General features: G+C 42.5%; 1 protein-coding gene. It reads right to left on the reverse strand.

What is annotated here, in order from left to right:
- Window positions 1–315 precede the first annotated feature (315 nt).
- Window positions 316–779, reverse strand: a 464-nt coding sequence (locus tag ACS8FC_RS16695; RefSeq protein ID WP_439297605.1) for an EF-Tu C-terminal domain-related protein, incomplete at its 5' end; no start/stop codon positions are given.

A 779-nucleotide genomic window follows, 5' to 3' on the forward strand; every position in this document is an offset into this window, starting at 1 on the left:
CATAGAATGCAAGCCTTTGGCGGTAAAATTGTTAATTTTTACCTGATATTGCATTTACCAAAAGTCACTATATTAATTATAGGCTTTCTCATTATGGTTTAGATTAACCATACACGTTAAATGCAGCGCTAATATAGCAAGCTATGCGGCAAATTACAATACAGTGCATTATAAATAACTAGTATTAAAAGAACCATTTGGCTAAAGCTTAGATCTAATTCTGCAAACACCCCTATTTACCTCCAAAAAAAAGCCACCCTAGATAGGGTGGCTTTTTTATGACTAATTCAAGTTCTCATTACTGAGACTTAAGTCTTAGTTCAATACGTTAGCAACAACACCAGCGCCTACAGTACGGCCGCCTTCACGAATTGCGAAGCGAAGACCTTTGTCCATAGCGATTGGGTGGATAAGCTCTACGCCCATCTCAACGTTATCACCAGGCATGACCATTTCAGTACCGTCTTGTAATTGGATTGCGCCAGTTACGTCAGTGGTACGGAAGTAGAACTGTGGACGATAGCCGTTTAGGAATGGTGTGTGACGACCACCCTCTTCTTTTGACAGTACGTATACTTCTGCGTCAAACTTGGTGTGAGGCGTGATTGAACCTGGCTTAGCTAGTACTTGGCCACGTTGTACGTCTTCACGCTTAGTACCACGTAGTAGTACGCCACAGTTTTCGCCTGCACGACCTTCGTCAAGCAGTTTACGGAACATCTCTACACCAGTACAGGTGGTTTTTTGAGTGTCACGGATACCAACGATTTCGATCTCGT

This window comes from Psychrobacter sp. 1Y4 (assembly GCF_051847555.1).